The following is a 22,387-nucleotide window of genomic DNA, read 5'->3' on the forward strand; positions in this document are numbered from 1 at the left end:
AATCAGCTTAATTTAGGGGAACAGCAACCCTGCAGGATGGATTAATGACGACGATGAAAGCGATAGCGACGGGCTGCATGTTGTTGGCGACCAGCGGTTGCTCCAGCGTGATGAGCCATACCGGCCCGAATCAGGGTTACTATCCCGGCACCCGCGCCAGCGTGGACATGCTGAAGGACGACAACACCAGCTGGGCGATGATGCCGCTGGTGGCGCTGGATCTGCCGTTCTCCGCGGTGATGGATACCGTGCTGCTGCCTTACGACTATCTGCGCTCCGGCAACGACGCCACCGCAGACTCGCCAAAAGCGCGTATCCTGCGCAGCGAGCAGCAGAATTTGGCGGCGACCGGCAACCCCGGCGAGGGCGACGACAGCACCGCCACGCACTAATCGCGCACGCAGCGGGTCATCAGGCCCGTCTTACGCCTCAACCACGAAGATCTGGTTGAACCCCGCTATCTCGCGCATAAACGCCACTTTCTTGCCATCCGGCGAGAACACCACGGCATCCCCCGACGGCGGCTGCACGCTGCGCTGCGTCAAACGCTGCAGGCGACCGCTGGCCACCTCGCACAGCATCACGCTGTTGTCACACACCAGGGCTATCGTCCCGCCCTGCGGGTGCCAGCTGAACGCCGACTGGATGTCATGCTCGCTGCGGCTCACCTGGCGCGGCTCGCCACCGTTAGGCGACACCGTCCACAGCTGCACCACGCCGCCGTCGTCCTTCATCAGAAAAGCTATCTGGCTGCCGTCCGGCGAACTGCGCAACCAGTGGCGCGGCGCACCAGCCACGCCAGGAAAACGGCGATCCCCGGTAAAGGTTACCCGCCGCTGCCTGACGCCAAGCGGCGGCGCCGGCAGCTCGCTTTCCGTCCCCTGCAGCGGCAGAGCGCCCGCCCGGGCGTAATCGACGTCGTTCTCCGGCAGATCGACGATAAACACCTCAGATAGCTTCTCTCCGGCGACGGACAACGTATCGCCGATAAATGCCAGCGCCCAGCGCTGCCGGCTGCCGTCGGCCTTACGGTAGCCTTCGCGGCCGATCCAGCCTTCTTCGTAAGCGCGATTGATCTGATCGCTGCCCGGCTGCGGCTGCAGCACCGTCTCGCTGACCAACACGCAATAGTGGCTGCCGTCGTACTCGCGCGGGTGCTGTTTTGGCGGGTTAACCCCGTGTAGCGGCACGGCCACGCCGACGTTGCGCAGATCGCGCGCCGGATCGCGTTCATGCATCACGTGATCGTTATAGGTAAAGCTGAGGCGGCTGCCGTCCGGACTGAAAACGTGCACGTGGCTGCCGCCGCGCAGCGCGCCGGGGGTATAGGGCGCGGTGATATCCAGCGCGTCGAGGGTGATGGCCAACTCGCGATCCGGTTCGCTGACGATCACCCCGCGGCGGTGGTGAAAATCATACTGCCAGGCGCTGTCCGGGTGCTCAGGTCCGTGAATAAAAGCATAGCGCGCCGGCGCATCGGGGCTGACCGTGACCACGCCGACGTGGGCGCCGTGCTGGGCGCGATAAACCACTTCCACCGCGCCGCTGGCGACGTTGACACGCTCGATGCTGAGGCCGGTGAAAGAGGCGCCGCGCGGGCGCACATCATAAGCCAGCCATTGGCTGTCCGGCGTCCAGACGTTGATATTGGTTAACTGATGCCCACGAGGGTCGAAAGTCAGTTGTTTTTCCCGATGGCTCATGGCGGCTCTCCTGCACATGCTGGCACTGAGCCGTCATCTTACCGGATCGGCGGCAGCGTTTCATATCACCGCCGCCGTTTGCAGGCAAGGTTACTTTTTCAGGGCGTTGAACTCCGTTTTGGCCCGTTGCAACTGCACAGCGAAAGTGGGCTCCGCATGCAGCCGAGCAACGATGGCCGAAGCGACCAAGCGCGCGGCGGTCACGTCGCTCTGCCAGTGATAGCCGCAGATCACTCGGCTTTGGCCCATCTCATAACCACGCTGCAGTATCGCCCCCTGATTGGCGGGATTGATCTCCGCCAGCACCAAAGCGGTCGCCCAGCCGATGGTGGTATGCCCTGAAGGATAGGAGCCGTTCTTCGATAACGTGCCTTCATCATCCGGGCGACAGGTAGGTTCCTGGTAGAAAGCGAATGGCCGAATGCGCATATAGTGATTCTTGGCGCTGCGGGTAGCCAGATCGCCTGCATCTTCACGCATTTTCATCACCAGCTTGAACAGCTCCGGCGTTTTATCCTGCGTAATTTCCGTACCGAATGCGCCGGAAAAAGCGGCGGCGACGCCATCTCCGGTAACCTGAGCGTCGTTATAAGCCTGTTTGCCTCGTTCAGTATTACGCAATAATTTTCCTGCATCATATTGTGCCTTGTCATTCATAAAATCGATGCTGTCCATCGCGGGCGGCGGCGGTAATAACGCCAGGCTGTCTATCGACTGCGATTCTTGCAGAAAATAAACCTCTGGCTGGGTGGTCACATCCTTGGCGGCGAAACAAAACGGCGTCAGCGCGACATAGGTTAATGAAGCGAGCAATATTTTTTTCATTATCGTTCCCTAATTAAAAATAAATGAGTGACTGCGACTTCCTTAACGCAAATAAATAAAAAATCGTGCCGTTAAACTATAATTTAACGATTATTTTTAGCCGTAAGCGCGATCACACAATGCCATGACCGGTTTTGACCGATGGTTGTGGGTAGGGTTTACAATCAATACAAAAAAGTACAAACTGGATTTTTAAGTCCAAAAAAATCTTCTGGAGCCGGTATGAACACCCTCTTCGATGCCATTGTTTCCGCTCATCAGCAACTGCGCCCTCAAGTGCGGGTCACGCCGCTGGAGCGCAGCGTGCTGCTTTCTCAGCAATTGGGTTGCGAGCTGTATTTGAAATGCGATCACCTGCAGCACACCGGTTCCTTTAAATTTCGCGGCGCCAGCAACAAGCTGCGGCTGTTGGATAACGAGCAACGCCGGCGCGGCGTGATCGCCGCCTCAACCGGCAACCACGGCCAGGCTGTCGCCCTGGCGGGGCAACGGATGGGCGTTGGCGTCACGGTTTATGCGCCGGAGACGGCGGCGAGCATCAAGCTCGACACCATCCGGGCGCTGGGCGGCACCGTGGAATTGGTGCCGGGCGACGCGCTGAACGCCGAACTGGCTGGGGAACAAGCCGCACGCGAACAGGGGAAAACCTACATCTCGCCGTATAACGACGAGCAGGTCATTGCCGGCCAGGGCACCTGCGGCATGGAGCTGGTTGAACAACTCGCCGATCTTGACGCGGTGTTCGTGGCGGTCGGCGGCGGTGGCTATATCGCCGGCATCGGCACCGTTCTGCGGCAACTGTCGCCAAACACGCAGCTTATCGCCTGCTGGCCGGAAAACGCCACCAGCCTGTACAGCGCGTTGGAAGCCGGCCATATCTTCCCGGTAGAAGAACAAGAAACCCTGTCCGACGGCACCGCCGGCGGCGTCGAGCCGGGCGCCGTGACCTTCCCGCTGTGCCAGCAGCTGATTGACCGTAAAGTGCTGGTCAGCGAGGCGGAGATCAAACGCGCGATGCGCCGGATCGCCGCCAGCGATCGCTGGATTATCGAAGGCGCAGCAGGCGTAGCGCTGGCGGCGGCGATCAAATTGGCGCCGGAATACCGAGCTAAAAAGGTGGCGGTGGTGCTGTGCGGTAAAAACATCGTGCTGGAGAAATACCTCAAGGCCATCGCCGATGCGCATCCTTAATCGGCAGCAAATTCTCGCCGCGTTCGACGCCGAGATCATAACACCGCTGCTGAAGCAGGGTTTTATCGCCTACTCGCAACGGCGGGTACAACAGCCGCCGGCGCAGCATTTCCTGTTCGAGCAAGCCGCCGGCGACTGCTGTATCAAATCCGCCTGGTTGGAAGACGACGAACTGTTCGTGGTCAAGATCTCTACCGGTTTCTATCGCAATGCCGAACACGGCCTGCCGAGCAATCAGGGGCTGATGATGGCGTTCTCCGCCCACACCGGCGAGCCGCAGGTGCTGCTGCAAGATGAAGGTTGGCTGACCGCGCTGCGCACCGCCCTGGCCGGCCGCATCGTCGCCGAGCTGTGCGCGCCGCCGCATATTCAGGCAATCGGCATGGTCGGCACCGGCCTGCAGGCGCGGCTGCAGCTGCAATGTCTGAAACCGGTGACCGATTGCCGCGAGGTATGGGTGTGGGGCCGCAACGAACAGGCGCTGGCGGCGTATCGGCGCGATGCCGAGGCCGAGGGGTTTCGGGTGCGGGTCACGCAGGATGCGGCGGAGCTGGCGACACACTGTCAGCTGATCGTCACCACCACGCCCAGCCGCGAACCGATTTTGCAGGCGGCGGATATTCGGCCCGGCACGCACATTACCGCGGTGGGCGCCGACACGCCCGGCAAGCAGGAGCTGGCAACCGAGCTGGTGGCCCGCGCGGACGCGCTGTTGGTCGATGCGCTGGCTCAGTGCACAGACTATGGCGAGATCGCAACGGCTTATCGGCAGAACAAGCTGACTTCAACGCCGATCGTCGAAATGGGCGCCGCATTGGCGCAGGGCGGGCGGGTACGACGCGAGCCGCAGCACATCACCATCGCCGATCTCACCGGCTTGGCGATTCAGGATCTGCAGATCGCCAAAGGGGTGTTGGCGAAAGTATAAAGAGGCGCCGCAGCGCCCCGTTTTCTCAGGCGTTGAGCACGAACTTCTCGATAGCGCGCGCCACGCCGTCTTCGGTATTGGCGCTGGTGACAAACTGCGCCACCGCTTTCAGCTCGGGAATGGCGTTGCCCATCGCCACGCCGACGCCGGCATATTCGATCATCGCCGTATCGTTAGCCTGATCCCCCAGCGTCATGATGTTTTCCCGCGCCACGCCGAGGTGCTCGGCCAGCATTTTCACCCCGGCGCCCTTATCGACGTTTTTATGTAAGATCTCGAGGTAGTAAGGCGCACTTTTCAAGATAGTGTAACGCGCGCGCGTTTCCTCCGGGATGCGCGCGATGGCGCTGTCCAGCAGCGCCGGTTCGTCGATCATCATCACTTTTGGAAAACGCATCTGGCGATCCATCTCTTCCACGCTGCGGTATTTCAGCGGAATGCCGGTCATTTCCGCCTCGTGTATGGTGTACTTGCCGATGTCCTTATTCGGGGTGTACAAGGTATTGAAATCAAACGCCTGGAAGTGAACGCCCAACTCGCGCGCCATCTGCTCGAAGTGCAGATAATCCTCGAAGCCCAGGGTTTCCTGCAGGATGCAGGCGCCGTCGACCGCACGCAACACCAGCGCACCGTTATAGGTGATACAGAAATCGCCGGGGCCCTGAATGTCCAACTGGCGCAGATAGTCCTGCACGCCGACATAAGGCCGCCCGGTAGCCAGCACCACGTGCACCCCTTTGCGCCGCGCCGCCGCGATAGCCTGCTTTACCGCCGGCGTGATTTGATGCTGCGGATCCAGCAACGTGCCGTCCATGTCGATCGCAATCAGTTCAATAGCCATTCAACGCTTCTCCCAGTGGTTTTTATTCATGCTAACGCGTTTCAGCCTCGGCTGTCAGCGCCAAAAAAGGCGTAAAAAAATCCGCGCGGGTCGCCCGGCGCGGATTTTCACGGCCATTAACGCATCAGATATCGATGTTCGCCGCTTTCAGGGCGTTTTCTTCGATAAAGGCGCGGCGCGGCTCAACCGCATCGCCCATCAGCGTGGTGAACAGCTGATCGGCTGCGATGGCGTCCTTGACGGTGACGCGCAGCATGCGGCGGCTTTCCGGATCCATGGTGGTTTCCCACAGCTGCTCCGGGTTCATCTCGCCCAGACCTTTATAACGCTGCACCGACAGGCCGCGGCGCGACTCTTTCACCAGCCACTCCAGCGCCTGCTCGAAGCTGTCTACCGGCTGACGGCGTTCGCCGCGCTCGATGAACGCGCCCTCTTCGATCAGCCCGCGCAGCTGCTCGCCCAGCTGGCAGATCTTGCGGTATTCACCGCCGTGGATGAAGTCGAAGTCCAGCTTGTAGTCGGTATCCACGCCGTGGGTACGGATGCGCAGCGCCGGCTCGAACATCTGGCGTTCGCGGTTCTCGAAGATCACGAAGTCATAGCTGCTGCCGTGCTGCTCTTTGTCGTTCAGCGCCTGCACCAGCGACGCGATCCAGGTCTTCACCTTGGCTTCATCGCTGAGATCGCCTTCGTTCAGCGTCGGCTGATAGATCAGGCTGTTCAGCAGCGCGCGCGGGTAGCGGCGCTCCATGCGGCCAATCAGCTTCTGCACGCCGTAGTGCTCGGCCACCAGTTTTTCCAACTGTTCGCCGCCGAGCGCCGGTGCGCTGGCGTTGGTGTGCAGCGTAGCGCCGTCCATCGCGATGGCGATCTGGTACTGATCCATCGCCTCGTCATCTTTGATGTACTGCTCCTGCTTGCCTTTCTTCACCTTGTACAGCGGCGGCTGTGCGATGAACACGTGGCCACGCTCGATGATTTCCGGCATTTGGCGGTAGAAGAAGGTCAACAGCAGCGTACGGATGTGCGAACCGTCGACGTCGGCATCGGTCATGATGATGATGCTGTGATAACGCAGTTTGTCCGGGCTGTACTCGTCGCGGCCGATGCCGCAACCCAGCGCGGTGATCAGCGTCGCCACTTCCTGCGAAGAGAGCATTTTGTCGAAACGCGCTTTCTCGACGTTGAGGATTTTCCCCTTCAGCGGCAAGATAGCCTGATTCTTGCGGTTGCGCCCCTGCTTGGCAGAGCCGCCCGCGGAGTCCCCTTCCACCAGGTACAGTTCGGACAGCGCCGGATCGCGTTCCTGGCAGTCCGCCAGCTTGCCCGGCAGGCCGGCCAGATCCAGCGCGCCTTTGCGGCGGGTCATCTCACGCGCTTTACGCGCCGCTTCGCGCGCGCGCGCCGCGTCGATGATTTTGCCGACCACGATTTTCGCGTCGCCCGGATTCTCCATCAGGTAATCCACCAGCTTCTCATTCATCAGCGTTTCAACCGCGGTTTTCACCTCGGAAGAGACCAGCTTGTCCTTGGTCTGAGAAGAGAACTTCGGATCCGGCACCTTCACCGACACCACGGCGATCAGGCCTTCACGCGCGTCATCGCCGGTGGCGCTGACTTTGGCCTTCTTGCTGTAGCCTTCCTTCTCCATGTAGCTGTTCAGCGTACGGGTCATCGCGGTACGGAAACCGACTAGGTGCGTGCCGCCGTCGCGCTGCGGAATGTTGTTGGTGAAGCAGTAGATGTTTTCCTGGAAACCGTCGTTCCACTGCAGCGCCACTTCTACGCCGATGTCGTCTTTCACGGTGGAGAAGTAGAACACGTTCGGGTGGATCGGGGTTTTGTTCTTGTTCAGGTACTCGACAAACGCCTTGATGCCGCCTTCGTAATGGAAGTGGTCTTCACGGTCGGTGCGCTTGTCCTTCAGGCGGATAGACACGCCGGAGTTGAGGAAGGACAGCTCGCGCAGGCGCTTGGCCAGAATGTCGTACTCGAATTCGGTCACGTTGGTGAAGGTCTGGTGGCTCGGCCAGAAACGCACCATGGTGCCGGTCTGCTCGGTTTCGCCCACCACGTTCAGCGGCGCCTGCGGCTCGCCGTGGCTGTAAGTTTGTTCGTGCACTTTGCCTTCGCGGCGGATCACCAGCTCCAGTTTCTCCGACAGGGCGTTAACCACCGAGACGCCCACACCGTGCAGGCCGCCGGAAACTTTATAGGAGTTGTCGTCGAATTTACCGCCGGCGTGCAGCACGGTCATGATGACCTCTGCGGCTGAAACCCCTTCTTCCGGGTGAATGCCGGTCGGAATGCCGCGGCCGTCATCCTGTACCGATACCGAGTTGTCGGCATGGATGGTGACCTGAATGTCACTACAGTGGCCCGCGAGCGCTTCGTCGATAGCGTTGTCCACAACCTCGAATACCATGTGGTGCAGACCGGTGCCGTCATCGGTATCGCCGATATACATGCCCGGGCGCTTGCGCACCGCATCCAGCCCTTTTAATACCTTGATACTTGAGGAGTCATAAGAATTCGACATCAACGTTTCTCGCTCATTTTAGTCCTGTGGTTGAACCTCTATTTTACCCTGTTCCACGCGGAACATCTTGCCCTTTTCACCGGCCATGTCGGTCACTTGTTCAGCGCTGACCGCGCTGACAAAAACCTGGGCCTGGGTGGCTTTCAGGCGATCGGCCAGCAACCGGCGACGGCCGGTGTCCAGCTCGGAGGCAAAATCATCAATCAGATACAGGCAACGCCGCCCGCTCTGCCGGGTGAGAAACTCACCCTGCGCCAAGCGCAACGCGCACATCAGCAGCTTAAGCTGACCGCGCGATAACAAATCCTCTACCGGCGTGCCGTCGGCACGAATGCGAAAGTCCGCTTTATGCGGCCCCACCGCGGTATAGGTCAACGCCCTGTCGCGCTCAAACTGGCGCTCCAGCAGCTCGCCGTAGTCGCTCTCTTTGTCCCAGCCGCGTTGGAAGGAGAAGCTCAGGGCAAATTCAGGCAGAAACTGCGCGCAGGTCGCGGTGATATCCGCGGCGATCGCGTCGCTGTATTCCGCCCGCCATTCGCTGATGCGCTCCGCGAGCGGGATCAGTTCCTGATCCCAGGCGCGGATCTGCGCATAGCGACTCACCTGGCGCAACGCGGCATTGCGCTGCTTCAGTAACCGTTTCAGGTTGCTCCAGGCGGTGAAAAAACCGGGTTCGTTATGAAAACAGCCCCAGTCCAGGAAGGCGCGCCGGAATTTCGGCCCGCCGTTCAGCAGGGTAAAACCTTCGGGGGTGATCAGCTGCATGGGCAGCAGCTGCGCCAGCTCGGCCACCTTGTGGCCGTCGCTGCCATCGATGCGTACTTTGCTGTCACCCTGACGGCTCTTGCTCAATCCTACCGACAGCTCGCGCTCCGCGCCTTCGATGCGGCCGTGCAGCACGAACTCCGGTTGGTCGTGGCGAATGACCCGACCGGCCTGCAGGCTGCGAAAGGCGCGGCCATGGCCGAGCGTATACACCGCCTCCAGCACGCTGGTCTTGCCGCTGCCGTTGGCGCCGACCAGGAAGTTGAATCCCGGCGCCAGCGCCAAATCCGCCGCCTCGATATTGCGGAAGTCTTTAATCAATAAACGCGTCAGAGCCATGCAATCTCTTTACCGATGACGGTGCTGTAATTCAAGGTAACGAGACTACAACCGCATTGGCATAACAACGTAGGCCGCCGCCTGGCTGGCGCCGTCTTCGATCTGCACGCTGGAGACCGAGTCGGTCAACAGCAGGCGCACGTCTTCACACTTGAGCGCGTTCAACACGTCCAGCACGTAGCTGACGTTGAAACCGATCTCCATCTCCGCGCCGTCGTAGCTGACGTCGAGGATCTCTTCCGCCTCTTCCTGCTCCGGGTTGTTGGCGGTGATCTTCAGCTGGTTCTGGCTGACGTACAGCCGCACGCCGCGGAATTTCTCGTTCGAGAGAATGGCCGCGCGGGCAAACGCCTGCTTGAGCAGATCGCAGCCGGCTTCCAGCGTTTTGTCCGGATTCTTCGGCAAGACGCGGCGATAGTCCGGGAAACGGCCGTCAACCAGCTTGGACGTGAAGATGAAATCGCCAACGTGGGCGCGGATGTTGTTGCTGCCGATCTGCAGCTGCAGCAGCGAATCACCGCCGTCCAGCAGACGCACCAGTTCCATCACCCCTTTACGCGGCACGATCACCGAATGCGACGGCAGCTGCTGGCCGATCGGCATCGAGCACACCGCCAGGCGGTGGCCGTCGGTCGCGACGGTGCGCAGCTCTTCGCCCTCGGTTTCAAACAGCATGCCGTTCAGGTAGTAACGCACGTCCTGATGGGCCATCGAGAACTGGGTGGCTTCGATCAGGCGCTTCAGCGTCGCCTGCGGCAAGGTGAACTCCACCTCGCTCTGCCAGTCGTCCAGGTTCGGGAAGTCCGCCGCGGGCAGCGTGGACAGCGAGAAGCGGCTGCGGCCGGACCGCACCAGCATGCGCTCGCTCTCCAGCGTGACGGCAATCTCCGCCCCTTCCGGCAGGCCACGGCAGATATCAAAGAATTTGCGCGCGGGCACAGTCGTCGCGCCCGGCTCGTGCGGCTGGGACAGGGCGACGCGCGCCACCATCTCCATCTCCAGATCGGTGCCGGTCAGCAGCAGGGAGCCTTCCGTCACCTGCAGCAGCAGGTTGCCCAGGATCGGCAAGGTCGGGCGGCCGCCCAGCGGGCTGCTCACCTGTTGCAGCGGTTTTAGCAGATGCTCACGTTCAACGATAAATTTCATAGCGCTATGAAGATAATGTTCTGATTAAATTGGAGAAATCTTCTTTGATGTCGTGACTTTCCTCACGCAACTGCTCGATCTTCCGGCAGGCGTGCAACACCGTGGTATGGTCGCGGCCACCAAACGCATCGCCGATTTCCGGCAGGCTGTGGTTGGTGAGTTCCTTCGCCAGCGCCATCGCCATCTGGCGCGGGCGGGCAACGGATCGCGAACGCCGCTTGGACAGCAAATCCGCGACTTTAATCTTGTAATACTCCGCCACCGTCTTTTGGATATTGTCGATGGTGACCAGCTTTTCCTGCAGCGCCAGCAGATCGCGCAGCGCTTCGCGCACGAAATCGATGGTGATGGCCCGGCCGGTAAAGTTGGCGTTGGCGATCACGCGGTTCAGCGCCCCTTCGAGCTCACGCACGTTAGAACGCAGGCGCTTGGCGATGAAGAACGCCACTTCGCCCGGCAGGCGAATGTCGTTTTCGTCGGCCTTTTTCATCAGGATCGCCACGCGGGTTTCCAGCTCCGGCGGCTCGATCGCCACCGTCAGCCCCCAGCCGAAGCGGGACTTCAGACGATCTTCCACCCCGTTGATCTCTTTAGGGTAGCGATCCGAAGTCAGGATGATCTGCTGATTGCCTTCCAACAGGGCGTTAAAGGTATGGAAGAACTCTTCCTGCGAACGCTCCTTGTTGGCAAAGAATTGGATGTCATCGATCAGCAGCGCGTCGACCGAACGGTAGTAGCGCTTAAACTCTTCGATGGCATTGTTCTGCAACGCTTTGACCATGTCCTGCACAAAGCGTTCCGAGTGCATGTAGACCACTTTGGCGTTGGCCTTGCGCGCCATGATGCCGTTGCCGACCGCGTGCAGCAGGTGAGTTTTACCCAGGCCGGTGCCGCCATACAGGAACAAAGGGTTGTAGGCGCCGCCCGGATTGTCCGCCACCTGGCGAGCCGCCGCGCGCGCCAGCTGGTTGGACTTACCCTCGACGAAGTTGTCGAAGGTGTGTTTAGGGTTGACGTTGGAACGGTAAGAGAGCTCGGGTTGCGCCGCCGCGTTGTCCCAGCTCGGGCGCGAAGGCGCGGCCGTGCGCGCCGCCGGAGCCGCAGGGGCGCTGCTGACGCTGGCGGTCACGGTCTGGCTGATCACCTGCGTGATCGGCTTGCTACCGACTTCAAAACGCAGCAAAGGCGCATCCGTGCCGCAGAAATCATTCAGCAGACCATTGATGTTGTTTAAGTACTTATCGCGAACCCAATCCAGCACAAAACGGTTAGGCGCGTACAGCGCCAGGGTGTTGTCACTCAGTTCCGCCTGCAATGGGCGAATCCACATACTAAATTCTGTGGCAGGTAACTCATCCTGCAATCGGGCAAGACACTGCTGCCAAAGCGAAAGTGACACGGCGGACTCCACTCGAACAAGATCAATAAAGAAAAGAAACGGGCAACTTTTTTATAACTCATGATTTTTGACACATACCCGGCATCGGCTGTTTGCCTGTGGGGGATGCGAACCGCCTTTCACGGTTTGTGTCCCTCACGATCCCGGCATGAGGGATCGCGATCGGAATGACGGATCATAGCGCAATCCGCGCAAGAGATCCTCCCCTTCCTCACAGATTAGATCCATTTTATCCACAGGCCGCGGCCGGCGGCGATCTTTTCACCGCCGGCGCCGAATGACCGCGCAGATCCCGGCCGCTGCGCCGCGTTTTTTACATTGTCAACCGGTTATACCTTGTTATCCACGCCGGATCCTGCGATCGCGCGCAAAGGATCTCACGGGGATCCTTGCGATTTCACCCCGAGTCCGTATAATCTTCGCCCTACGTGTGATACCTGGTTCCTTATGGTGCGTCATTAGCCAGACAGGATTCTGCGGTGACCACGGGCCAAGACCGGATTTTGTTCCGTTATTGGCAGACAACCAGGTAGGCTGGCGCGATGCGAATTGACTCAGGACTGTACAATTATTACAATCCCGCTTCTTTATGTATTGCGATTGAGGCGTCGGTCATCTTCACGCCGAGTAGCCAAACGCGTTTACTGATCAGTAATTATTTTAAGTTTAGGTAGAAATCGCTATGAAACGCACTTTCCAACCGTCCGTATTGAAGCGCAACCGTAGCCACGGTTTCCGTGCTCGTATGGCCACCAAAAATGGTCGTCAAGTTCTGGCCCGCCGTCGTGCGAAAGGCCGTGCTCGTCTGACTGTTTCTAAGTAATAAAGCTAACCCGCTGAGTGGTTAAGCTCGCTTTTCCCAGGGAGTTACGTTTGTTAACTCCCACTCATTTCACTTTCGTCTTCCAGCAGCCACAACGGGCTGGCACGCCGCAAATCACCATCCTCGGCCGCCTGAACCAGCTGGGGCATCCCCGCATCGGTCTTACCGTCGCCAAAAAACACGTCAAACGCGCGCACGAGCGTAATCGGATCAAACGCCTAACCCGCGAAAGCTTCCGCCTGCGCCAGCACGAATTACCGGCGATGGATTTTGTCGTGGTGGCCAAAAAGGGGATAGCGGATTTGGATAACCGCGCGCTGACGGAAGCTTTGGATAAATTATGGCGTCGCCACTGTCGCCAGGCTCCCGCATCCTGATCGGGCTGGTGCGGGCCTATCAGCTCGTCATCAGCCCGCTGCTAGGGCCTCGTTGTCGCTTCCAGCCGACATGCTCTCATTACGCAATTGAGGCATTAAGCAGGTTTGGCATGATAAAAGGCAGTTGGTTAGCATTGAAACGCGTATTAAAATGCCACCCTTTGAACCCAGGTGGCGATGATCCGGTGCCGCCAAAAACCGACGATAACAGAGAACACTAACGATGGATTCGCAACGCAATCTTTTTCTCATCGCTCTGCTGTTCGTGTCTTTCATGATCTGGCAGGCATGGCAAACGGACAACGCTCCGCAGCCGGCCGCACAGACCACGCAACAGACTTCGAACGCAGTAGCCGGTGATGCCGCCAGCCAGGCCGTGCCAGCCAGTGGTCAGGGTAAGCTGATTACCGTGAACACCGACGTGCTGTCACTGACCATCAACACCCGTGGTGGCGATATCGAGCAGGCTAAACTGTTGGCCTACCCGGATACTCTGGGTTCATCGACTCCGTTCCAACTGCTGGAAACCACCCCGTCGTTCGTCTATCAGGCGCAAAGCGGCCTGACCGGTAAAAACGGCCCGGACAACCCGGCCAACGGCGAACGCCCGCTGTACCAAGCGGCGCAAGACAGCTACACCCTGCCGGAAGGCCAGGACGAGCTGCGCATCCCGTTGACCTACACCGGTAAAGACGGCGCGATCTACACCAAGACCTTCGTGCTCAAACGCAACCACTATGCGGTCGGCGTGGATTACAGCATCGACAACAAAGGCGCGACGCCGCTGGAGCTGACCCTGTTCGGCCAGCTGAAGCAGACCACCGAATTGCCTAAGCACCGTGACACCGGCAGCAGCAACTTCGCGCTGCACACCTTCCGCGGCGCGGCGTACTCATCCAGCGAGGACAAGTACCAGAAATACGCGTTCGACAAAGACGAAAACCTGAGCGTCACCACCAAAGACGGTTGGGTTGCGATGCTGCAGCAGTACTTCGCCACCGCGTGGGTGCCGGCGACCAAGGGTGACAACACCTTCTACACCGCCAAACCGGGTGACAACCTGTCCACCATCGGCTTCAAATCTACGCCGGTCGTGGTGCAACCGGGCGCTCAGCAACAGCTGAACGCGACCCTGTGGGTCGGCCCGGAGTTGCAGGATCAGATGGCTCAGCTAGCGCCACACCTGGATCTGACCGTGGATTACGGTTGGCTGTGGTTCATCTCCCAGCCGCTGTTCAAACTGCTGAAGTTCATCCACGGCTTTATCGGTAACTGGGGCTTCTCCATCATCATCATCACCTTCATCGTGCGCGGCATCATGTACCCGCTGACCAAGGCGCAGTACACCTCGATGGCGAAAATGCGCATGCTGCAGCCGAAGCTGCAGGCGATGCGCGAGCGTATCGGCGATGACAAACAGCGCATGAGCCAAGAGATGATGGCGCTGTACAAGGCGGAGAAAGTGAACCCGCTCGGTGGCTGCCTGCCGCTGATCATTCAGATGCCGATCTTCCTGGCGCTGTACTACATGCTGATGGGTTCGGTCGAACTGCGCCACGCGCCGTTCGCCCTGTGGATCCATGACCTGTCGGCGCAAGACCCGTACTACATCCTGCCAATCCTGATGGGCGTGACGATGTTCTTCATTCAGAAGATGTCGCCGACCACCGTGACTGACCCGATGCAGCAGAAAATCATGACCTTCATGCCGGTGATCTTCACAGTGTTCTTCCTGTGGTTCCCGTCCGGTCTGGTGCTGTACTACATCGTCAGCAACCTGGTGACCATCTTGCAGCAGCAGCTGATTTACCGTGGTCTGGAAAAACGCGGTCTGCACAGCCGCGACAAGAAAAAAAGCTAAGCGTAGTGTAGGGGTTCGGCGCGCCGACCCTTGCAGTCACACCAAAGGCGGTCATTAGACCGCCTTTTTGCATCTTAATCGTCAGAGAGAACCGTTATGAGCACCACCGATACCATCGTAGCCCAAGCCACCCCGCCGGGACGCGGCGGCGTCGGCATTCTGCGCATTTCCGGAAGCAAGGCCAAAGACGTCGCCCAGGCGTTGCTCGGCAAGCTGCCGAAGCCGCGCTACGCTGACTATCTGCCGTTCCGCGACGCCACGGGCGCCACCCTCGATCAGGGCATCGCGCTGTGGTTTCCGGGGCCAAACTCCTTCACCGGCGAAGACGTGCTGGAGCTGCAGGGCCACGGCGGGCCGGTGATCCTCGATCTGCTGCTCAAGCGCGTGCTGGCGCTGCCCGACGTGCGCATTGCGCGGCCCGGCGAGTTTTCCGAGCGCGCGTTTCTCAACGACAAACTCGATCTGGCGCAGGCCGAAGCGATCGCCGATCTGATCGACGCCAGCTCCGAGCAGGCGGCACGTTCGGCGATGAACTCGCTGCAGGGCGCATTTTCCACCCGCATCCACCAGCTCGTGGAAGCGCTCACTCACCTGCGAATCTACGTGGAAGCGGCGATCGACTTCCCGGACGAGGAAATCGACTTCCTGTCCGACGGTAAAATCGAGGCGCAGCTCAACGACGTCATGGCGGATCTGGACAACGTGCGCGGTGAAGCGCGCCAGGGCAGCCTGCTGCGCGAAGGGATGAAGGTGGTCATCGCCGGGCGCCCCAACGCCGGTAAATCCAGCCTGCTCAATGCGTTGGCCGGGCGCGAGGCGGCGATCGTCACCGATATCGCCGGCACCACCCGCGACGTCTTGCGCGAACATATCCATATCGACGGCATGCCGCTGCACATCATCGACACCGCCGGCCTGCGCGACGCCAGCGACGAAGTGGAGCGTATTGGCATCGAACGTGCCTGGAACGAGATCGAACAAGCTGACAGGGTGCTGTTTATGGTGGACGGCACCACCACCGCCGCCACCGAGCCGGCGGAGATCTGGCCGGAGTTTATGGCGCGCCTGCCGGGCACGCTGCCGATCACCGTGGTGCGCAACAAGGCCGACATCACCGGTGAAACGCTGGGCCTGACGGAAGTGAATAACCACTCACTTATTCGCCTGTCGGCCCGCACCGGCGAAGGCGTCGATGTGCTGCGCGATCATCTGAAACAGAGCATGGGCTTCACCAGCAACATGGAAGGCGGCTTCCTGGCGCGCCGTCGCCACCTGCAGGCGCTGGAACTGGCGGCGCAGCATCTGGTGCAGGGCAAAGAACAGTTAGTGAGCGCTTACGCGGGCGAGCTGCTGGCCGAGGAACTGCGTCAGGCGCAGCTGGCCCTGAGCGAAATCACCGGCGAATTCACCTCTGACGACCTGCTAGGCCGCATTTTCTCCAGCTTCTGTATCGGTAAATAACGCGCTGCCAGAGGCCTTCACGGCCGGGATAAGCCCTTGTTCCGGCCGTTTTTCTTTCCCGCTCTCGCTCTGCGCGCTGGCTCACAGCGCCGCCGCAACTGCCCGCGATATACTGGACGGTCAGGTGTCTTTCTCAGGAACGAGTCAACATGGCGTTAACCCTCAAGGTATTGCTGGAAAACCGCCGCGCCGCCGGCGCCAACCCGCTATTGCAGGCCAAGGCCGGGTTAAGCCTGCTGATTGAAGACGAGACGACCTCCATACTGTTCGACACCGGCCCCGACGACAGCTTCCTGCGCAATGCGGCGCTGATGGGCGTCGATCTCTCCCGCATCACCGCGACGGTGCTCTCCCACGGCCACTATGACCACTGCGGCGGCGTCGCCTGGCTGCCGGACAACAGCCGCATCATCTGCCACCCGCAGGTCGGCGATGAGCGCTATGCGGCGCTGAAGGTGCTGGGCCACACCCACAAAATCAAAAAGCTCTCTTTGGACATCGACTACTCGCGCCATAACATGAACTACAGCCGCGAGCCGCTGGCGATCGGCGATCGCTTTATGTGGTCAGGTGAAATCGCCGTGCCCGCACCGCGCGCCTACGGGGTGATTACCGGGGAAAACGCGGCGGTGGATTACGTTATCGACGAAGGGGTGCTGATTTACAAATCGGATCGCGGTCTGGTGATCGTGACCGGCTGCGGGCATCGCGGGATCGTGAATATTGTGCGCCACTGCCAGAAAATCACCGGTATCGATCGGATCCACGCCTTGATTGGCGGTTTTCATCTGCGTTGCGCTTCTCCGCGTACCCTCTGGCGCGTCCGCCGTTTTTTACAGCAGCATCAGCCGGAAAAGATCATGGGTTGCCACTGTACCGGCGCGTGGGGCCGGCTATGGCTGCCGGAAGGGATCGCGCCGGCCACCGGCGATACGCTGATTCTGGATTAGACGTACCGCTTTACACGAATAGCGTCGCTATCACCGCGATGCCGCAGCACAGCACCGCTATTCCCACCATCTTTTGCCGGCCGTCGCCCCGCTGTAAAAAATACAGTGATGGGATGAAAAAGACGGTCATCACGATAACGGGTATCGACCAGCTTGAGATGATCTTGATGATGCTCGGATTAATCGTGCCGATGAGCGTACAGACAACAATGTTCCCCGCGATGATGCCCTTTTTTCCCGCCATGCCGAAGGACGTAATACCGTCGATGACCCCGGTCAAGGTGCCGATATAAGCGCCGCCGGTGAGCAAGCACAGCAGCAGGGCTGCGCCTAACCACGCCATCGAGTTACCGGTCAAACCTGCGGTATAAAACAGCGAATCCACATTGCGGCCGTTAATGATCGAGATATCATCCAACGTCAGCAAGCGACTGATAGCGATAACGATCATGGCGATAAACGCCAGGATCAGTATCTTGCCGAACAGAATACTGCGCGCCTGCGGCCGCACGGCACTTTGCGCAAACCGCTGGATACACGGGGTAAAGTTAAACGTAAAAAGAAAAATAGGCAGCAGCACCAACGTTTGCAATGAAATGCTCGGCGGCGCAGGCGCCCGCTGAGCCCCTGCAGGTTGTAACAGGAAAAACAGCGTAAGGATCGCCACCAGCGCGATAGAAACCAGTGCCATTCTGGAGATCAAGTGCTCGATTCGCTGGCTAAATGCCAGCCATGCGACCGACAGCGCCGCACTCAGCAACAGCGAAACACCGCCCCGAACCCAAAATCCATCGTGGAGAAAAGACGCGACCACGTTAACCAGGGTGATGAAATTTATCAGCACGATAATGATCATCGACAGAATAAACAGCACACAGACGATTGCCGCCGCCCGCTCACCGATAAACGTCGACGATGCCGCCAGGAAATCTTTCTGCGGGTGCGAGATGATGAATTTGAAAAAAAGATAGTGCGCCATCATCGATACCGACATGGCGATGACGATAAACAGCATGAACGCCTTCATCCCCAGCACGCCCGGCCCCACCGCCTGAGGCAAAAAGAAAATCCCGGCGCCGAATGCCGTGGAGAAGAAAGTGACTGGCCAATACAGGTGTGAAATTTTCATGATAATGCTCGACCATCATGGCTATGCAGCGACACATAGCCAGCTGGCACAAAAAATGTCATTCAAAACAGGATTTGCCGAAGAAAACCAGTAAGGAAGGCAAGGAAAAGTTATCGTAAAAAGTCGCGGCCGCGCGATAACCGTTAAGTACGTTAACGCGTGAACACAGCGGAAAAACGCCAATATGCGACGTGTAATTATCGAAGACTTTATTAGAGGAAATACGATACCGAATAGCCCTGAACGTCGCGGCATTGCCCGCCGCACAGGTCGGTTTATTTTCCTTGATGATATCGAACTCGTGCTCTCCCACCGTCATCTTCACATTACCGTCTTGGCGCTGAAAATACGCCTCTTTATCCATACGGTTTTTAATGTGGCGTTTAAAGCGATCCGCCATGTTTTTCTCACTGACATAAAATGCATTGATATCAATGTTATGACGTTGATTCGACGCCAGAATGTAGTCGTTTATTTTTTCTGGAATAATATACGGCGATGTCGCCATCCTCCTGAATTCGTTAGCGCCATCTATCTCGCTGCCATCGTTTTTTTCCATATAGAAATCATTTATTTCCATCAAGAAGTCAGGCTGAACGTTGAGCTGTCGGATGGATTCGGCTATGTAGTCAATGCAGAATCGCGCGGACTTTTCCACTTCACTGCTGACAGAAAAACGATCGTCCAAATTAACCACGGTATGCCCGCCGGAAATAACCACCTTATCCGTCAAAAAAGACGATGCCAGCGCGATGAGCTCTTCGAGGTTATTATTTGAAACCTCATTGTTGACGACCTCAATGATTCCATTCTGATCGGCCTTGTAGACGATAAAGCGATCTTCGCCCTTCCAACCTTTTTTGCAGTTGCATTTATATTCTTTAAAAACAACACGTTCAGCTGTCTTATAAAATTCGGCGCTTTGCAGCGGCATTAACTCGAGATCTGGCATGCCCTTCTTCCCTATTCGTAGCCAATGACGCCAACTTTTTATAACAATAGCTAATGTAAATTTAGTGATCTGACTCCGATAATTAACAAACACACAGATAAAATAGGGCTTTTGTGGCTTTAGTCACATTTCCAAGTTTAGGTTATTTTAACCATTTTTATTTTGTGGTTTTATGTTTCCAACAAACGAATGCGGAGAGGTGGGCGAGTGGTTTAAGCCAGATTTAAGAAACTAACCGTTTCTTAAATCCACACGAGTTATCGTGTCGTAGGTTCGAATCCTGCTCTCTCCGCCAACTCTTTCTTGTCTGATAGCTACTTTTATAGGCTCATTGGACGCCGTCGATTCGGATGTGGTTGGTTTCGGAACTGATTAATTTTGTGCACGCACCTATTCAGGTCCGTACGATCTTCTCCCCCCGCCTATACAGCGCAAAGCCAACAAATCGGATAAAACGCATAGTGTTTTTTGATGATAAATCCTCAACTTAGTCTTAATCTAACACCCCTGCGTTCTTAGCGACCCTCTGTCATGGAGCGAACAATGGCGTGTCATTTTGCCCGATGGACCCCGGCCTCCGCCGTCCTGGATACCCAGAGACTCGCCGACGAAGTGATAGCCGCCACCCGCACCTTTTCCGTTAAGCGCCGCACGCGTTACCTGCAAGGGCGCATTCTGCTCGCCGAAATGATGTTCTACCTGTACGGCCTGCCGACGCTGCCCCCCATCGCCACCACGCCGACCGGGCGCCCCTGCTTCGCCGATCATCAACTGCCCGATTTTAGCCTCGCCTACGCCAGCAACACCGTGGGCGTGCTGCTCAGCGACGAAGGCAAAGTCGGACTGGATATCGAAGTGATGCGGGCGCGCGGCAGCCGGCAAAGCGCGCTGCAGAACGCGCACCAGACGCCGGCGGAAAGCGCCTGGATCGGCGCGCAGGACGATCGGCTGGAGGCGGAGACTCAGCTGTGGAGCATTCGGCAAAGCGTGCTGAAAATTTCCGGCCTCGGCAACAGCGGCCAGTCTACGCTGCGTCTGCATCCCTTCTCCGGCCACCTGCGCTCCAGCGCCACGCCGGACGTTCAGGTGATGAGCGACACCGACGAATATCTGAGCTGGGCCTGCGCCGGCAGCCCCGGGCTGGATCGCCTGCTGTGCTGGCGCTACGAAGAGCGCGGCGGCCTGCATAAAGACGGGGAAATCTCGCCGCGCAGCCCGGCGGCATCCTCACGCTTCGTTAAACTGACGGGCCTGAAGACGCCAGGTTGACGCGGCGCAAAGCGGATAACGCGGTCTTTACCGCACGAGTTACTGGATTAAATTGTAAAGACAGCTAAATGTTGAGCAATCGCCTATTCTCGACCCGCGCTTTAGCCTACTATTCGCCCATGTTGTACGCTGAATCTGCTCATTCGAAAGGGAGAATCACCATGTCAGACCAAGCCTTAAAAATCGTCACTCTACTCGGCAGCCTGCGCAAAGGCTCCTACAACGCCATGGTGGCCCGCGCCCTGCCTGGCCTGGCCCCGCAAGGCGTCACCATTGAAGCGCTGCCCTCCATCCGCGATATCCCGCTGTACGACGCCGACATGCAACAGGGTGAAGGCTTCCCTGCCGCGGTCGAGGCGATCGCCGAGCAGATCCGCCAGGCCGACGGCGTGATCATCGTCACCCCTGAATATAACTATTCCGTACCCGGCGGGTTGAAGAACGCCATCGACTGGCTGTCTCGCGTACCGAATCAGCCGCTGGCCGGCAAGCCGGTCGCCATTCAAACCAGCTCAATGGGGCCGATCGGCGGCGCGCGCTGCCAATACCATCTGCGCCAGATCCTGGTGTTCCTCGATGCGATGGTCATGAACAAGCCTGAGTTTATGGGCGGCGTGATCCAGAGCAAGGTCGATGAACAGGCCGGTGAACTGAGCGACCAGGGAACGCTGGATTTCCTGACCGGCCAGCTGTCCGCGTTCAGCGATTTTATTCGCCGCGTGGAGTGAAGGTCTCGCGGCGCCCGCTGGGCGCCCCAACAGGACATGACGTCCGTCAATTTATTGAAATTAAAGCCATAGCATCATGTATTTTTTCATTTTAGCGTTATTTTTCGTTTCCATCACCAGTCCCGCTTTCGCCGCAGACATGCGTTATCCCGCCGGTGAAGAGCCGCTGGAGCTGCCGGCGCACAGCGCGCTCAACGCCCAACTGTCGCGTTCCGCGCAAACCCAGGAAGACAAAAAGCTCGGCGCCATGTCGCTGTACCTGACGCTGATGCGCGAAGACGGCCGCAACGTCTGGGCACCCTACCAGCTGGCGGTGTCGTCGGCGGAGAAGGGGCAAACCGAACTGGCGGAGCGTTACCTGCAGCTGAGCGCCGACCGCGGCCTGTGGTACTACTACAACCTGCTGGAGGACGACGCCTTCAACAGCATCCAACACTCCGCCACTTACCAATCCATTTTGGCCGCCACCAAAGCGCGCTATCTGCAGCACGCCCGTCAGTATGAAGGCAAGGCCAGCTACGCGATACCGGACGGCGAAGCGCCGCCCGCAGGCTGGCCAACGGTGATCTTCCTGCATACCTACGGCAAAGCCGCCGCCATCAGCCCCGAGGAGCGGCTGCTGTTCGGCGAAATGGGCGTGGCCTACATCGAGATCAACGGCACGCAGATGCTGTCGGAAAACAGCTTCCGCTGGTCAAATTACAGCGACGAGAGCACCCAAACCGCCCTGCAGCGCACGGTGCAACAGCTGGCTCCGCAGCTAAAGCTGGATCCCCGGCGGATTTACCTCAGTGCCCGCGGCCAGGGCGCGCTGCATGCCGCTAACCTGCTCGCGAAGTACCCGCAGTTTTACGCCGGCGCGCTCTTGATCGCCCCCCACGGCGAAATCAAACCGGCCCAGCAGTCGCTGGCGGCGAAAAAGAAAATCGTGATGGCGTATTACGATCGGCAGACCTTCAGCGAGCAGGCGCTGGCGTTGCACTTCGCCAATCTGTTCGGGGAGGATAATCAGGTGCAGACGCTGCACTTCGCCCAGGGAGAGGATGCCGCCGGCAGCTGGCAGGCGCGCTTCAGACGGCCGTTGCAGTGGGTGTTGGATCAGGCACCGGATGCGACGCCGGGCGTCTAGGGATTCAGGGCCGACCGCCGTCGGCCCTTTGG

21 protein-coding genes and 1 pseudogene are annotated in these 22,387 nt (G+C 58.8%); 13 read left to right on the plus strand and 9 right to left on the minus strand.

The genetic code is table 11. The features are described 5' to 3' along the window. The first annotated feature begins 44 nt into the window (after positions 1 to 44). The gene (locus tag ACJ8PN_RS18130) at positions 45 to 392 is read left to right on the plus strand and encodes a YceK/YidQ family lipoprotein (protein WP_351108098.1); all 348 of its coding nucleotides are present in this window, start codon (positions 45 to 47) and stop codon (positions 390 to 392) included. A gap of 30 nt (positions 393 to 422) precedes the next feature. Here ACJ8PN_RS18130 and ACJ8PN_RS18135 read toward each other — a convergent pair whose 3' ends face one another. Together ACJ8PN_RS18135 and ACJ8PN_RS18140 are read right to left on the minus strand one after the other, a co-directional pair. Then, the gene (locus ACJ8PN_RS18135) at positions 423 to 1,703 is read right to left on the minus strand and encodes a DUF3748 domain-containing protein (protein WP_351108101.1); all 1,281 of its coding nucleotides are present in this window, start codon (positions 1,701 to 1,703) and stop codon (positions 423 to 425) included. 90 nt (positions 1,704 to 1,793) lie between these two features. After that, positions 1,794 to 2,528 carry an acid phosphatase gene (locus tag ACJ8PN_RS18140; protein ID WP_171453095.1) on the minus strand — a complete coding sequence of 245 codons (735 nt, stop codon included), beginning with the start codon at positions 2,526 to 2,528 and terminating at the stop codon, positions 1,794 to 1,796. Positions 2,529 to 2,750: 222 nt separating this feature from the next. Here ACJ8PN_RS18140 and ACJ8PN_RS18145 point away from each other — a divergent pair, with 222 nt between their 5' ends. Next, positions 2,751 to 3,719: a threonine/serine dehydratase gene (locus tag ACJ8PN_RS18145; RefSeq protein ID WP_171453094.1), complete on the plus strand. Its 969-nt coding sequence runs from the start codon at positions 2,751 to 2,753 to the stop codon at positions 3,717 to 3,719. Further along, positions 3,706 to 4,647 (plus strand): ornithine cyclodeaminase family protein, encoded by a 942-nt coding sequence (locus ACJ8PN_RS18150; protein WP_442535132.1) that lies wholly within the window; start codon positions 3,706 to 3,708, stop codon positions 4,645 to 4,647. Before ACJ8PN_RS18145 ends, ACJ8PN_RS18150 begins: the two co-directional genes overlap by 14 nt. Positions 4,648 to 4,672: 25 nt before the next feature. Here the strand turns inward: ACJ8PN_RS18150 and yidA are convergent, their stop codons facing one another. From yidA to dnaA, 5 genes are all read right to left on the minus strand, one after another. Continuing rightward, entirely contained in the window at positions 4,673 to 5,488 is an 816-nt protein-coding gene (yidA, locus tag ACJ8PN_RS18155) for a sugar-phosphatase (RefSeq protein ID WP_351108109.1), read from the minus strand. Between the two features lie 124 nt (positions 5,489 to 5,612). Next, entirely contained in the window at positions 5,613 to 8,027 is a 2,415-nt protein-coding gene (gyrB, locus tag ACJ8PN_RS18160; RefSeq protein WP_004933898.1) for a DNA topoisomerase (ATP-hydrolyzing) subunit B, read from the minus strand. A gap of 18 nt (positions 8,028 to 8,045) precedes the next feature. Next, a complete protein-coding gene (gene recF, locus ACJ8PN_RS18165; RefSeq protein WP_004933895.1) occupies positions 8,046 to 9,131 on the minus strand; it encodes a DNA replication/repair protein RecF in 1,086 nt (361 codons plus the stop codon). 45 nt (positions 9,132 to 9,176) lie between these two features. Beyond that, positions 9,177 to 10,277 carry a DNA polymerase III subunit beta gene (gene dnaN / locus ACJ8PN_RS18170; RefSeq protein ID WP_004933892.1) on the minus strand — a complete coding sequence of 367 codons (1,101 nt, stop codon included), beginning with the start codon at positions 10,275 to 10,277 and terminating at the stop codon, positions 9,177 to 9,179. A 4-nt stretch (positions 10,278 to 10,281) separates the two neighbouring features. After that, positions 10,282 to 11,676, minus strand: coding sequence for a chromosomal replication initiator protein DnaA (gene dnaA / locus ACJ8PN_RS18175; RefSeq protein WP_004933889.1), 1,395 nt, complete (start codon positions 11,674 to 11,676; stop codon positions 10,282 to 10,284). Between the two features lie 682 nt (positions 11,677 to 12,358). On the opposite strand from dnaA, the gene rpmH reads away from it, so the two are divergent. The 6 genes from rpmH to ACJ8PN_RS18205 all read left to right on the plus strand — a co-directional run bounded on the left by rpmH (position 12,359) and on the right by ACJ8PN_RS18205 (position 17,148). After that, on the plus strand, positions 12,359 to 12,499 hold the full coding sequence (gene rpmH / locus ACJ8PN_RS18180) for a 50S ribosomal protein L34 (protein WP_000831330.1): 141 nt from the start codon (positions 12,359 to 12,361) through the stop codon (positions 12,497 to 12,499). A gap of 17 nt (positions 12,500 to 12,516) precedes the next feature. Next, positions 12,517 to 12,876, plus strand: coding sequence for a ribonuclease P protein component (gene rnpA, locus ACJ8PN_RS18185; protein ID WP_004933883.1), 360 nt, complete (start codon positions 12,517 to 12,519; stop codon positions 12,874 to 12,876). Continuing rightward, positions 12,840 to 13,097 (plus strand): membrane protein insertion efficiency factor YidD, encoded by a 258-nt coding sequence (yidD, locus tag ACJ8PN_RS18190; RefSeq protein ID WP_004933881.1) that lies wholly within the window; start codon positions 12,840 to 12,842, stop codon positions 13,095 to 13,097. The genes rnpA and yidD overlap by 37 nt, the downstream gene beginning before the upstream one ends. Before the next feature lie 2 nt (positions 13,098 to 13,099). Further along, on the plus strand, positions 13,100 to 14,737 hold the full coding sequence (gene yidC / locus ACJ8PN_RS18195) for a membrane protein insertase YidC (protein WP_442535133.1): 1,638 nt from the start codon (positions 13,100 to 13,102) through the stop codon (positions 14,735 to 14,737). Positions 14,738 to 14,833: 96 nt separating this feature from the next. Then, positions 14,834 to 16,198 carry a tRNA uridine-5-carboxymethylaminomethyl(34) synthesis GTPase MnmE gene (gene mnmE / locus ACJ8PN_RS18200; RefSeq protein ID WP_004933873.1) on the plus strand — a complete coding sequence of 455 codons (1,365 nt, stop codon included), beginning with the start codon at positions 14,834 to 14,836 and terminating at the stop codon, positions 16,196 to 16,198. Between the two features lie 149 nt (positions 16,199 to 16,347). Then, positions 16,348 to 17,148 (plus strand): MBL fold metallo-hydrolase, encoded by an 801-nt coding sequence (locus tag ACJ8PN_RS18205; RefSeq protein WP_351108112.1) that lies wholly within the window; start codon positions 16,348 to 16,350, stop codon positions 17,146 to 17,148. A 10-nt stretch (positions 17,149 to 17,158) separates the two neighbouring features. Here ACJ8PN_RS18205 and ACJ8PN_RS18210 read toward each other — a convergent pair whose 3' ends face one another. Together ACJ8PN_RS18210 and ACJ8PN_RS18215 are read right to left on the minus strand one after the other, a co-directional pair. Continuing rightward, complete coding sequence (locus tag ACJ8PN_RS18210; protein ID WP_442535134.1) at positions 17,159 to 18,208, minus strand: threonine/serine transporter; 1,050 nt, start codon at positions 18,206 to 18,208, stop codon at positions 17,159 to 17,161. Between the two features lie 127 nt (positions 18,209 to 18,335). Continuing rightward, positions 18,336 to 19,229 carry a hypothetical protein gene (locus ACJ8PN_RS18215; protein ID WP_351108115.1) on the minus strand — a complete coding sequence of 298 codons (894 nt, stop codon included), beginning with the start codon at positions 19,227 to 19,229 and terminating at the stop codon, positions 18,336 to 18,338. 193 nt (positions 19,230 to 19,422) lie between these two features. On the opposite strand from ACJ8PN_RS18215, the pseudogene ACJ8PN_RS18220 reads away from it, so the two are divergent. From ACJ8PN_RS18220 to ACJ8PN_RS18235, 4 genes and pseudogenes are all read left to right on the plus strand, one after another. Then, positions 19,423 to 19,524, plus strand: a pseudogene (locus tag ACJ8PN_RS18220). Between the two features lie 248 nt (positions 19,525 to 19,772). Next, a complete protein-coding gene (locus ACJ8PN_RS18225) occupies positions 19,773 to 20,498 on the plus strand; it encodes a 4'-phosphopantetheinyl transferase family protein (RefSeq protein ID WP_442535135.1) in 726 nt (241 codons plus the stop codon). A gap of 161 nt (positions 20,499 to 20,659) precedes the next feature. After that, complete coding sequence (locus ACJ8PN_RS18230) at positions 20,660 to 21,226, plus strand: NADPH-dependent FMN reductase (protein ID WP_004933859.1); 567 nt, start codon at positions 20,660 to 20,662, stop codon at positions 21,224 to 21,226. Between the two features lie 76 nt (positions 21,227 to 21,302). Next, positions 21,303 to 22,355 (plus strand): hypothetical protein, encoded by a 1,053-nt coding sequence (locus tag ACJ8PN_RS18235; RefSeq protein ID WP_171455007.1) that lies wholly within the window; start codon positions 21,303 to 21,305, stop codon positions 22,353 to 22,355. The last annotated feature ends 32 nt before the right edge of the window (positions 22,356 to 22,387 follow it).

The organism is Serratia sp. CY76391 (genome assembly GCF_052166695.1).
In the GTDB taxonomy this organism is placed as follows: Bacteria; Pseudomonadota; Gammaproteobacteria; order Enterobacterales; family Enterobacteriaceae; genus Serratia; species Serratia nematodiphila.

Coding starts and splice junctions, on each gene's coding strand:
- ACJ8PN_RS18235 (WP_171455007.1), top strand. CDS start 21,303: ATGTATTTTTTCATTTTAGCGTTATTTTTCGTTTCCATCACCAGTCCC.
- ACJ8PN_RS18150 (WP_442535132.1), top strand. CDS start 3,706: ATGCGCATCCTTAATCGGCAGCAAATTCTCGCCGCGTTCGACGCCGAG.
- gyrB (WP_004933898.1), bottom strand. CDS start 8,027: ATGTCGAATTCTTATGACTCCTCAAGTATCAAGGTATTAAAAGGGCTG.
- yidD (WP_004933881.1), top strand. CDS start 12,840: ATGGCGTCGCCACTGTCGCCAGGCTCCCGCATCCTGATCGGGCTGGTG.
- ACJ8PN_RS18230 (WP_004933859.1), top strand. CDS start 20,660: ATGTCAGACCAAGCCTTAAAAATCGTCACTCTACTCGGCAGCCTGCGC.
- ACJ8PN_RS18130 (WP_351108098.1), top strand. CDS start 45: ATGACGACGATGAAAGCGATAGCGACGGGCTGCATGTTGTTGGCGACC.
- ACJ8PN_RS18225 (WP_442535135.1), top strand. CDS start 19,773: ATGGCGTGTCATTTTGCCCGATGGACCCCGGCCTCCGCCGTCCTGGAT.
- rpmH (WP_000831330.1), top strand. CDS start 12,359: ATGAAACGCACTTTCCAACCGTCCGTATTGAAGCGCAACCGTAGCCAC.
- yidA (WP_351108109.1), bottom strand. CDS start 5,488: ATGGCTATTGAACTGATTGCGATCGACATGGACGGCACGTTGCTGGAT.
- dnaN (WP_004933892.1), bottom strand. CDS start 10,277: ATGAAATTTATCGTTGAACGTGAGCATCTGCTAAAACCGCTGCAACAG.
- ACJ8PN_RS18205 (WP_351108112.1), top strand. CDS start 16,348: ATGGCGTTAACCCTCAAGGTATTGCTGGAAAACCGCCGCGCCGCCGGC.
- mnmE (WP_004933873.1), top strand. CDS start 14,834: ATGAGCACCACCGATACCATCGTAGCCCAAGCCACCCCGCCGGGACGC.
- ACJ8PN_RS18145 (WP_171453094.1), top strand. CDS start 2,751: ATGAACACCCTCTTCGATGCCATTGTTTCCGCTCATCAGCAACTGCGC.
- yidC (WP_442535133.1), top strand. CDS start 13,100: ATGGATTCGCAACGCAATCTTTTTCTCATCGCTCTGCTGTTCGTGTCT.
- ACJ8PN_RS18140 (WP_171453095.1), bottom strand. CDS start 2,528: ATGAAAAAAATATTGCTCGCTTCATTAACCTATGTCGCGCTGACGCCG.
- ACJ8PN_RS18135 (WP_351108101.1), bottom strand. CDS start 1,703: ATGAGCCATCGGGAAAAACAACTGACTTTCGACCCTCGTGGGCATCAG.
- ACJ8PN_RS18215 (WP_351108115.1), bottom strand. CDS start 19,229: ATGCCAGATCTCGAGTTAATGCCGCTGCAAAGCGCCGAATTTTATAAG.
- recF (WP_004933895.1), bottom strand. CDS start 9,131: ATGGCTCTGACGCGTTTATTGATTAAAGACTTCCGCAATATCGAGGCG.